Raw genomic sequence first — 10,222 nt, forward strand, 5'->3', positions numbered from 1 at the left:
CGTTGCTTCAGTACAGCATCGGCCGTCGATCGCGATGCACGTGATTGTGGCGGCCGATGTGCTTGTCATCGGCTGCGCCGATATCCATCGATGCCAGCACCATGCCTTCGCCCTCCAGGCTCTGCGTCAACGGATAACCATCGGCGTCGACAATCACCGATCCGCCGATCCACGCAACGCCGCGCTCCGTTTCGCAGCGATCGCACACCGCGATGAACAGCCGATTGACGGCGGCGTTGGCCTGCGCCTTCACCATCTCCGCCGGCCGTTCACCCTGCGGGCGCGGCGCCAGCGGCCAGTTGACCGGCGCGCACAGCAGCTGAGCGCCGGCCAGCGCCGGTAGCCGCACCCACTCAGGGAATTCGAGATCGTAACAGATCATCACCGCCAACCGGCCAAAGCGGGTCTCGACGACCGGCGGTGGTCGATCGCCGGCGGTAAAAATGGTGCTCTCTTCATGCCACAGGTGCGCTTTGCGATAAATCGCCCTCACCCCCTGCGCATCGATCAATGCCGCGCTGTTGGCCACCTCGCCATCAGGCAGGCGTTCGCAAAAACCGGCGACGATCGCCACATCCAACTCGCGCGCCAGGCCCCGCCACAGGCTGAGGCTAGGCCCGTCTTCGGCCTCGGCCAACGCCCGCGCCTCTGCCTTGTCACGCAGCACGTAGCCGCTGTTCACCAACTCCGGCAACACGATGACGTTGGCGCCGCGCTGCGCCGCCCGGCGGATAGCCTGGGCGGACAGAGCCCGATTGTGTTCCGCTTCCCCGACCCGCAACGCTAACTGGCAGCATGCGACGCTGATTTTTTCCTTCACTCCCGTTCTCCTTCCAATAAACCCTCGCAGCGCAACGCCACCCGCCGTTCGGCTTCGAGATCGAGCTTTCGGCACATTACGATATAAACGCTCCCGGCCACCAGCAGGCCGACCAGAAAAGCGATATCCGCACCGCCCAGTAAAACAGCAAAGGGGCCGGTGTAAAAGCCTAACGTCATGAACGGCACCATCGCCAGCAGGCCGATCGCATAAGCCGTCAGGCCATGGCGCCCCCAGCGGCCGTAGATCCCCGCCGGGTTGAAGATTTCACCGATCGCGTAATGCCCGCCGCGCACCACGTAAAAGTCCATCAGATTTACCGCCGTCCAGGGCACCAGGAAATACAGCATCAGCAGCACGAAGGTATTGAAGCTGGCGAGGTAGCTCGCCGGGATGGCCATCGCCACCGCAAACACCGTCAGGGCGACGACGCCAATGCCGATCATGCGTAATCTCAACGTCGGCGTCACTTTGCAAAACGCGTCAATCGCGCTGAGGCTGGTCAGCATTGCGCCATAACAGTTGACCGCCATGATGCCGACCAGCGAGGGTACGGCGATCAGCACGGCCAGCGTGCCAAACCCCGGATAAACGGCATTACCCACCGCCTGTACGCTGCCGATCGCATCGGGGGCCGGTATGGCTGAAGCCAGAAACGCGCCCAGCGACATCAGCCAAAGCGCCGATCCTGCCGCCCCCAGGTAAGTCCAAAAGATCACGTTGGCAGACGGCGTTTCATGCGGTAAATAACGCGAGTAGTCGGAAACGTACACCGCGTAGCTGATCTGGTAGCCGGCGGCGGCCGACAGCTGAATCAAAAAGGCCGCCCACGAGAAATGTCCGGCGCCGGCGGCAGCATCCATCCGCAACGACAACACGGCGCCGACCGTCAGCACGCCGAACACCGCCATCATCACATAGGTCAGCCAGCGCTGCACCGCATGCAGCATGTCGTGGCCGACGATCGCCAACAGCACGGCCACCGCAATCAGCAACGCATACCAGGGCAGACGGTGGCCCGGCAACACCGTGTTGATCGCATCGGTCGCGAGAATAACGTTGAACACGTTGAAACCGATGTAAACAAACACCACGGCGGTAAAGGGAACGATGGCGCCACGCAGACCGAATTGGGCCCGCGACTGGATCATCTGCGGCAGCCCCATGCGCGGCCCCTGATTAGCATGACACGCCATGAAGAACGTGCCGACCCCTACGCCGACGGCAATGGCCAGCATCGAATAAAGCGCGCCCAACCCCAACGCCGGGCCGGTGAAACCGACCACCATCGTCGTCAAAACGAAATTGCCGGTGAACCAAAACGGCGCCTGATGCCAAACCTTGCCATGCCGCTCGTGACGGGGCACATAGTCTATCGAGCGCACTTCAATTTTTGGGCGTGACGCCACATTGCGATTGTTCATGTTCCACCTCGTCGCGGTCATTAGCCTCGTCGTCTCAACGCTCGGTTTGCGGCTGCAGCTGCGGCGCCGGGCGGCTCAACAGGCTGCCCAACACGAAGGCGACGCCGCCGCCCAGCAGGCCGCCGTAGATTGGGCTGTTGGCGTCGATGCCGTGCCAGGCCATCAGCCCCACCACGCACAGGCTGCCGGTCAGCATGCTGGCAATCGCGCCGGCGCTGGTGGCGCGCGGCCAGAAGATCGCCCCCACCAGCGGGATCAGCATGCCGCCCACCAGCAGGTTGTAAGCCAGCGTCAGCGCCGCCAGCACGTCGCGTACCACGAACGCCAGCCCCAGCATGACCACGCCCATGAAAAGCGTGGTGAAGCGCCCGGCGGCCAACCCGCCGGAAGGTTTGCGCCGGATGGCCGGCAATACGTCCTCCAGCGCGATGGTGGAAGACGCCAGCAGGCAGGCGCTGGCAGTGGACATCAGCGCCGCCAACGCCGCGGCGGCCACCAGCCCGCTGACGCCGACCGGCAACACCGCCTGCGCGATAGCGGCAAAGGCACCGTCGGTGTTGCTGAGCGACGGCAGCACGATCTTGCCGGCCATGCCGATCAGCGCGCCGGTCACGCCGTACAGCACGCAATAGACGCCCGCCCCCAGCCCGGCGAAGCGCGCCACGTTGGCGCTGCGGGCGGTAAACACCCGCTGCCAGATGTCCTGGCCGATCAGAATGCCGAAGAAGTAGATCAGGAAGAACACCAGAATGGTGTCCAATCCGATCGACGACAGCTGGTAGTAACCAGCGGGCAGCTGGCTGGTGAAGGCTTCCCAGCCGCCGGCCTTGACGATACTCATCGGCATCAGCACCAGCATCATGCCGACGGTCATGATGATGAACTGAATGATGTCGGTCAGCGTCAGCGACCACATGCCCCCCAGCGTCGAATACAGCACCACCAGCCCGCCGCCGAGCAGGATAGACGCACTGAACGACAGGCCGAACATCACCTGCATCACGCTGCCGATGGCGATGATCGAGGTCACCGCCACCATCAGGTCATACGCCAGCATGATCGCGCCGCTGGTGACCCGCGCCGCCGGGTGATAGCGTCGCGACAGCACCTGGCTGACGGTATACAGCTTCAGCTTGAGCAGCGGCTTGGCCAGCACCAGGCTCAGCACCACGATGCCCAGCCCGAGCGCGCCGAACAGCCAGACGCCGGAGATGCCGTAGGTGTAGCCGAGCTTGACGCTGCCGATGGTCGACGCGCCGCCGAGCACCACCGCCGACAGCGTGCCCAGATACAGCCCCGGCCCCAGGTTGCGCCCGGCGACCAGATACGCCTCTTTGGAATTGGCGCGGCGAATGCCCATCCACCCCACCGCGCCTATCACCAGAAAGTAAAACACCACGACCAGCAGATCGAGATTCATGGGTACCTCCACTCCGTTGTTATTGTTATCAGGGGCCCCGACGCAACCGCTCCGCCGGTAGGGTCAGCGCACCGGCCTCAGCGGGCCGGCAGCACGCACAACATTTCAAACAGCAGGTTAGCGGCCAGCAGCGCCGTGTTGCCGGAGCGATCGTAAGGCGGCGACACCTCCACCACATCGCCGCCCACCAGGTTCAGCCCATCGCAGCCGCGCACGATTTCCAGCCCCTGCCAGACCGACAGCCCGCCGACTTCCGGCGTGCCGGTGCCCGGTGCGAAGGCCGGATCCAGTCCGTCGATATCGAAGCTGAGGTAAACCGGCGCATCGCCCATCTGTTCGCGGATCTCCGCCATCAGCGGCGTCAGCGACCGGTGCCAGCAGGCCTCGGCCGGCACCACGCGGAAGCCCTGGCGCCGTGACCAGTCGAAGTCGTCCGCCGCATAGCCGCTGCCGCGCAGGCCAATCTGCACCACCTTTTCCGGCGCCAGCAGCCCCTCCTCGAACGCGCGGCGGAAGGTGGTGCCGTGCGCCAGCTGTTCGCCGAACATCTCCTCGTTGGTGTCGGAATGCGCATCGACGTGGATCAGCCCGACCGGACCATGCCGACGGGCGACGGCGCGCAGCACCGGCAGCGTCAGGGTGTGGTCGCCGCCGAGCGTCAACGGCATGCAACCGTGCGCCAGGATCTCGTGGTAAGCCGCCTCGATACGCTGCACGCTGTCCGCCAGGCTGTAAGGGTTGATGGCGACATCCCCCAGATCGGCCACCTGCAGCCGTTCGAACGGGGCGGAGCCGGTGCCCATGTTGTAAGGGCGGATCATCACCGACTCCTGGCGGATCTGGCGCGGGCCATAGCGGGTGCCGCTGCGGTTGGAGGTGCCGATATCCAGCGGAATGCCGACAAAGGCAGCATCCAGACCGTGCGCCTGATCGGCGGCGGGCAGGCGCATCATGGTGGGAATACCGGCAAAGCGCGGCATGTCGTTACCGCTTTGGGGTTGGTTCAGCATGGCGTTTCCTTGTCTTTATCTGCGATGAATTGAAACATTTGAGCAACATTCGCAGACTACCCCGTTGGCCACCCCGGCTACCATTCCCGCTTTTGCATGTAAACATCGAAAAACACGATGCAACTAACTTATTGAAGTATTGATTTTTATTTCCACTTCATGCCATAAGGAAGGCCATATCTTTAGCGCCGCCCCTATTTCTTTGATGTTAAAAATGGGTTAACCGGCCGACGTTCTGCGGAGGGGGAATGCTCACCAACCTAAGCGATATCGATCTGAAACTGCTGCGGGTGTTCGTCGCGGTGGCGGAAGCCCAGGGCGTCAGCGCCGCACAGGAAACCCTGCTGATGAACCAATCCACCATCAGCACCCACCTGGCCTCGCTGGAAACCCGGCTGGGTTTTCGCCTGTGCCAACGCGGCCGCTCCGGCTTCCGGCTGACGCCCAAGGGCGAACGCATGCTGATCGCCTGCCGCTCGCTGTTCAACGCCGCCCGCGACTTCACCCGAGTCAGTCAGTCGCTGAACGGCTTGCTGACCGGCGATCTGCAGATAGGTCTGGTGGATAACCTGGTTTCGCTGCCGGGTAATCCGTTCAGCCAGGCCATCCAGCACTTCCAGCGCCGACATCAGGACGTGCAATTGCAGTGCCGCATCTGTTCGCCGAACGAGATTGAGCAGGGGCTGCTGCACCGGCAGCTCGATCTGGGCATCGGCTACTTTGGCCAACAGTTGGAGGCGTTGTGTTATCAGCCGTGGCTGGAGGAAACGCAGGCGATTTACTGCAGCGCGGATCACCCGCTGTTCGCGGTGGAAGCCCCCGATCGCGAGCAGATTGAAAACGCGCGCTGGGTCAAGCGCGGCTACCTGCTGGCGCAGCAGCTGTGCCCGATCGCGCCGCCTCACTTGGCGGCGGTGGCTCATCATATGGAAAGCGTCGCCCATCTGGTGCTGAGCGGCACCTGTCTCGGCTATCTCCCCACTCACTACGCGGCGCGCTGGGTTGAACAGGGATTGCTGCGGCAGTTGGGCGGCGCGGCGCTCTCTTACCGCGCCACGCTCAGCCTGGTCAGCCGCCCCGTTCAGCCCGACGAGGCGTTGAACGCGCTGCTGGAGGATTTGGCGCGCGCCGCACGCCAATCACTTCATCGCTGAGAGGCCAGCGCCCGATTCATGGCAAACAGCGTGCCGATTAAAGACAGGATGAGGAGCCCGATAATGGCCCAGGCGAAAGAGGCCGCCCCGCCCTTGTCGAGCAGCATGCCACCGACCGCGCCACCGGCGGCCACGGCGGTATTCCAGCCCGTCGTATACATAGACTGCGCCACGTCGGCCGCTCGGCCGGAAAGGCGTGACAATGCCGTCTGCGTGAGGGTGGCGAAACCGCCGAAAGCCGCGCCCCACAATGCGACCGCGAGATAAACCATCGGAGCCATCCTCCCCCCACTCCCCAGCAGCATCGCCGCGAGGGCAAAGATGACGATGCTCATCACCGTAAGAGATTGGACTCGCCGATCGACCAGCATCCCGGCGACGCCCAATCCGACAATCGCGCCCAACCCGAAGATAAACAGAACGATATCGACCCGTTCGGACAACCCCGACGGCGTGAGGAAAGGCTCCAGGTAGATATACAGAATGTTGTGGGCAACGATGAAGGTGAACACCACGAACAGCACGGCGCGGATCCCGCATTGCAAGAATACGCCGCTCAGAGACGGGCGATGCGCCTTAGCCTGGCCGGGGAAATCCGGCACGATGGCGATGATCCACACCACGAGCATCACCGCCATCAACGTCATCAGGCCAAAGGCGCCCTGCCAGCCGATGGCTCGGCCAAGCAACGTGCCGAGCGGTACGCCGAGCACCAGCGCCAGGGTGGCGCCGGCGCCGGAGATCGCAATAGCGCGGCCGCCAAGATGGGCCGGCGACATGCGCACGGCGTAACCGGCCAGCAAGGACCAAACGATGCCGCCGAAAACGCCGGCGAAGAAACGCGTCGCCAATGAGACGTGGTAATCATGCGACAGCGCCGTGACGAGGTTGACGATGGCAAAACCGCCGATCGCGCTCAAGAGCAAGGGGCGGCGCCGCATGCCTTGCGTCAATGCGGTCAGCGGAATGGCGGCGACCAACGCCCCCACCGCATAGGCGGTGATGAATTGCCCCGCCAGGCTTTCAGACACGCTCAAATCGCCCGCAATCGAAGAAAGCACGCCCGCCGGCATGATCTCGGTCAGCAGCGTGATGAAAGCGGCCATCGCCAACGCCAGCAGGCGCCCCAGCGGCAACCGCTCGCTGCTCGCGGCAGGCGCAGATATCGTCGTTTGATTCATCAATTACTCCCCATTCAAAGATGTTTCCGCCCATTGCGGATGACGTTTGCATCATGCTGCCCACTCGCTGATAAAAGAAAAACAGGCTAAAGTGAACAACACTCATGACATAAAGGTCATCAATAGAATGGAAGCCTATGGAAAGCTTGGGTTCTCTCGACGTTTTCGTGCGGGTCAGTGAAAGCCGCAGTTTCACGGCGGCCGGGCAACAGCTGGGGATCTCCGCGTCGGCGGTCAGCAAAACCATCGCCCGGCTGGAGGAGCGGCTCAGCGTGCGCCTGTTTCACCGCTCCACCCGCACGGTCAACCTGACGCCGGAAGGCGCCTTGTTCCTGGAAAGGTGCCGACGCATTTTGAGCGAGGTGAAAGACGCGGAAGCCGAACTGTTGCAAACGCGAGGAACGCCCCAGGGTAAGCTGCGCATCAGTCTCCCGTCGCTGGGCACGCTTTTCATGCCAAAACTGGGGGACTTCAAGCGCCGCTATCCTGAGATCGAGCTGGATATTGATTATTCGGATCGGCTGGTTGACGTGATTGAGGAAGGTTTCGATGCCGTTATCCGCAGCGGCACTCCGAGCGATTCACGGCTGGTTGCCCGCCGGCTGGGTACTTGCCGCAAGGTGTTCGTTGGCGCGCCGGACTATTTCAGCAAAGCGGGTATGCCGCGCAAGCCCGAGGATCTGACAAGCCATGCCCGTTTGCATTATCGCTTTCCCCGCACAGGAAAACTGGATGTTTGGCCGCTGGGAGACAAGACGGAGATGATCCCCGAACGGCCGGCCAGCATGGTGACAAATACCCTCGATCCGCAGGTGTGCTTCGCCGAACAAGGGCTGGGCATCGCTTATTTGCCGGAGATCGCCGTACGCAGACAGCTGGAACAGGGCAGCCTGGTGACGATTCTGGATGAATACGACCGCGAGAACATGGTTTTTCATGTCCTCTGGCCGTCGGGCCGCCACCTGTCAGTCAAAATCAGGCTGTTCGTCGACTTTGTGACGAGCCACCTTTTCCCGCTTTAAACGACGTATGCCGCCTTAACTGACCGGCATACGCGCCGGATCGGGATACTGGTACTCAAAACCCAGCTCGTTGCAGATGCGGTTGCCGTCCACCAGCCGCTCATCCTGTTCCGTTTCGTCGGCGAACTGCGGCGGCGCCAGGTGCAGCTGTTCGGCCAGCGCCGGATAAAATTCGCGTTTGGCCGGATGATGCGGCGCGCACAGGTTGTACACATGGCCGCCCTTCGGCAGCTTCAGCAACAGTTGGATGGCGGCGATGACGTCGTCCTGGTGCACCAGATTCACCCCCTGCGATCCGCCCTTTACGTCGAGTTTGCCCGCCAGGAAGCGGCCGGGGTGACGTTCGGCGCCCACCAGCCCCGCCAGCCGCAGAATGTCCACCGAGGTGTTCGGCAATTCATGCAGCCAGCGCTCCAGCTCGGCCAACACCCGGCCCGACGGCGAGACCGGCCGCAGCGGCGACTCTTCACGCAGCGTGCCGGCGGTTTCGCCGTACACCGAGGTGGAACTGGTGAAGATCACCCGCGGCACGCCGAAGGCCATCGCGCTGTCCACCAGCATGCGCACCGCATTAAAATAGTTCTCGCTGCCTTCGACGGTGCGGCGCGCGGGCAGCGTCACCACCAGCGCATCCACGCGCAGCAGCGATTCCAGATCGTCCGGATCGCACACCAGCTCCGGCGTCAGCTCCAGTTGATAGCATTCGATGCCGCTCATGCGCGCGGCCTCGACGCCGTCCGGCGTGGTTTTGCTGCCGACCACATCATACCCGCGCCCCATCAGCGACAGCGCCAACGGCATGCCCAGCCAACCCAAACCAATAATGGCTACCTTTTTCATCCTCTTCCTCTCCTGAAGATCGCAGCGCCCTACCCCTAAGGCTACGCCACTGTGCACGGCGATACAATCTGCCCGGCTTAAGGTTAGGTAAAGCCGTCTGTGGCTAATAACCTAACCTGTTTCAATAAATTAAATTTATGACGTTAAAAAAGGGTTGCGCGGTGGACAGCGGATAGTTTAGCTTAATTGGCATACGGTTTTTACCGGCTTTTGATTAGAGAAAAACACCATGACACGCGTTCAGTTCAACCACCATCATCACCATCACCCTGACTAGTCTTTCAGGCGATGAGTGCTGGAAGACGGTTTGTTAATCTTCCAGTGGCGCGCAGAACGCAAGAGAGAGCCCTCGGAAGATTTCTTCCGAGGGTTTTTTTTTTGGCTCCGGACAGACAGAAAAGAATAGTTTTTACAATAAATTCATAAAATTACAGATTAAACAGAGGTTACCATGCTGGACAAGACACGTTTACGGATCGCAATGCAGAAGTCAGGTCGCCTGAGCGATGAATCCCAGGAGCTGCTGGCGCGCTGCGGCATCAAGATCAACCTGCAGCAGCAGCGTCTGATCGCCTTCGCGGAAAACATGCCGATCGATATCCTGCGCGTGCGCGATGACGACATTCCGGGCCTGGTGATGGACGGCGTGGTCGATCTGGGCATCATCGGCGAAAACGTGCTGGAAGAAGAGCTGCTCAGCCGCCGCGCTCAAGGCGAAGACCCGCGCTACTTTACCCTGCGCCGCCTCGATTTCGGCGGCTGCCGCCTGTCGCTGGCCACCCCGCTCGACGCCGAATACACCGGCCCGCAAAATCTGCAGGACGCCCGCATCGCCACCTCTTATCCGCACCTGCTGAAGCAATACCTCGACAAGCAGGGCGTGCGCTTCAAATCTTGCCTGCTGAACGGCTCGGTGGAAGTGGCGCCGCGCGCCGGCCTGGCCGACGCCATCTGCGATCTGGTCTCTACCGGCGCCACGCTGGAGGCCAACGGCCTGCGCGAAGTGGAAGTGATCTACCGTTCCAAAGCTTGCCTGATCCAACGCGACGGCGAAATGCCGGAGGCCAAACAGCAGTTGATCGACCGCCTGATGACCCGCATCCAAGGCGTGATCCAGGCGCGTGAATCCAAATACATCATGCTGCACGCGCCGAGCGAGAAGCTGGACGAGATCGTCGCGCTGCTGCCGGGCGCCGAGCGCCCGACCATTCTGCCGCTGGCCGGCGCGCAGAACCGCGTGGCGATGCACATGGTGAGCAGCGAAACCCTGTTCTGGGAAACCATGGAAAAACTGAAAGCGCTCGGCGCCAGCTCGATTCTGGTGCTGCCGATTGAAAAGATGATGGAGTAA

The 10,222-nt window shown here is 62.1% G+C and carries 10 protein-coding genes and 1 other annotated feature; of the genes, 4 read left to right on the forward strand and 6 right to left on the reverse strand.

Features of this window, described 5'->3' with window-relative positions:
• Positions 1-7: 7 nt before the first annotated feature.
• The 4 genes from FHU12_RS13390 to speB form a co-directional block, all read right to left on the reverse strand.
• A complete protein-coding gene (locus tag FHU12_RS13390; protein WP_141969877.1) occupies positions 8-820 on the reverse strand; it encodes a nitrilase-related carbon-nitrogen hydrolase in 813 nt (270 codons plus the stop codon).
• Positions 817-2,244, reverse strand: a complete 1,428-nt coding sequence (locus tag FHU12_RS13395; RefSeq protein WP_141969879.1) for a purine-cytosine permease family protein — start codon at positions 2,242-2,244, stop codon at positions 817-819. The genes FHU12_RS13390 and FHU12_RS13395 overlap by 4 nt, the downstream gene beginning before the upstream one ends.
• A gap of 34 nt (positions 2,245-2,278) precedes the next feature.
• A complete protein-coding gene (locus FHU12_RS13400) occupies positions 2,279-3,664 on the reverse strand; it encodes a sodium:solute symporter family protein (RefSeq protein WP_141969881.1) in 1,386 nt (461 codons plus the stop codon).
• Between the two features lie 77 nt (positions 3,665-3,741).
• Positions 3,742-4,674 carry an agmatinase gene (gene speB, locus FHU12_RS13405; protein ID WP_141969883.1) on the reverse strand — a complete coding sequence of 311 codons (933 nt, stop codon included), beginning with the start codon at positions 4,672-4,674 and terminating at the stop codon, positions 3,742-3,744.
• Between the two features lie 248 nt (positions 4,675-4,922).
• Here speB and FHU12_RS13410 point away from each other — a divergent pair, with 248 nt between their 5' ends.
• Positions 4,923-5,828: a LysR family transcriptional regulator gene (locus FHU12_RS13410; protein WP_141969885.1), complete on the forward strand. Its 906-nt coding sequence runs from the start codon at positions 4,923-4,925 to the stop codon at positions 5,826-5,828.
• Here FHU12_RS13410 and FHU12_RS13415 read toward each other — a convergent pair.
• On the reverse strand, positions 5,819-7,009 hold the full coding sequence (locus FHU12_RS13415) for an MFS transporter (protein WP_141969887.1): 1,191 nt from the start codon (positions 7,007-7,009) through the stop codon (positions 5,819-5,821). The two genes, FHU12_RS13410 and FHU12_RS13415, sit on opposite strands and share 10 nt — an antisense overlap.
• Before the next feature lie 137 nt (positions 7,010-7,146).
• On the opposite strand from FHU12_RS13415, the gene FHU12_RS13420 reads away from it, so the two are divergent.
• Positions 7,147-8,031 (forward strand): LysR family transcriptional regulator, encoded by an 885-nt coding sequence (locus tag FHU12_RS13420; RefSeq protein ID WP_141969889.1) that lies wholly within the window; start codon positions 7,147-7,149, stop codon positions 8,029-8,031.
• Between the two features lie 15 nt (positions 8,032-8,046).
• On the opposite strand, the gene FHU12_RS13425 is transcribed toward FHU12_RS13420, so the two are convergent.
• On the reverse strand, positions 8,047-8,871 hold the full coding sequence (locus tag FHU12_RS13425; protein WP_141969891.1) for an SDR family oxidoreductase: 825 nt from the start codon (positions 8,869-8,871) through the stop codon (positions 8,047-8,049).
• A 229-nt stretch (positions 8,872-9,100) separates the two neighbouring features.
• Between FHU12_RS13425 and hisL the strand changes: the two genes are divergently transcribed.
• Together hisL and hisG are read left to right on the forward strand one after the other, a co-directional pair.
• Entirely contained in the window at positions 9,101-9,148 is a 48-nt protein-coding gene (gene hisL, locus FHU12_RS13430; protein WP_100396937.1) for a his operon leader peptide, read from the forward strand.
• Positions 9,124-9,250 (forward strand) — a sequence feature (His leader region). Its footprint overlaps the gene before it by 25 nt.
• Before the next feature lie 72 nt (positions 9,251-9,322).
• Entirely contained in the window at positions 9,323-10,222 is a 900-nt protein-coding gene (gene hisG / locus FHU12_RS13435; protein WP_049202244.1) for an ATP phosphoribosyltransferase, read from the forward strand.

It is taken from the genome of Serratia marcescens (genome assembly GCF_006715005.1).
Lineage (GTDB): Bacteria > Pseudomonadota > Gammaproteobacteria > Enterobacterales > Enterobacteriaceae > Serratia > Serratia montpellierensis.

What these genes read in the sequence shown, in the direction of transcription:
- FHU12_RS13395 (WP_141969879.1), bottom strand. Translation starts at nt 2,244, where the DNA reads ATGAACAATCGCAATGTGGCGTCACGCCCAAAAATTGAAGTGCGCTCG.
- FHU12_RS13400 (WP_141969881.1), bottom strand. Translation starts at nt 3,664, where the DNA reads ATGAATCTCGATCTGCTGGTCGTGGTGTTTTACTTTCTGGTGATAGGC.
- speB (WP_141969883.1), bottom strand. Translation starts at nt 4,674, where the DNA reads ATGCTGAACCAACCCCAAAGCGGTAACGACATGCCGCGCTTTGCCGGT.
- FHU12_RS13410 (WP_141969885.1), top strand. Translation starts at nt 4,923, where the DNA reads ATGCTCACCAACCTAAGCGATATCGATCTGAAACTGCTGCGGGTGTTC.
- FHU12_RS13415 (WP_141969887.1), bottom strand. Translation starts at nt 7,009, where the DNA reads ATGAATCAAACGACGATATCTGCGCCTGCCGCGAGCAGCGAGCGGTTG.
- FHU12_RS13420 (WP_141969889.1), top strand. Translation starts at nt 7,147, where the DNA reads ATGGAAAGCTTGGGTTCTCTCGACGTTTTCGTGCGGGTCAGTGAAAGC.
- FHU12_RS13425 (WP_141969891.1), bottom strand. Translation starts at nt 8,871, where the DNA reads ATGAAAAAGGTAGCCATTATTGGTTTGGGTTGGCTGGGCATGCCGTTG.
- hisG (WP_049202244.1), top strand. Translation starts at nt 9,323, where the DNA reads ATGCTGGACAAGACACGTTTACGGATCGCAATGCAGAAGTCAGGTCGC.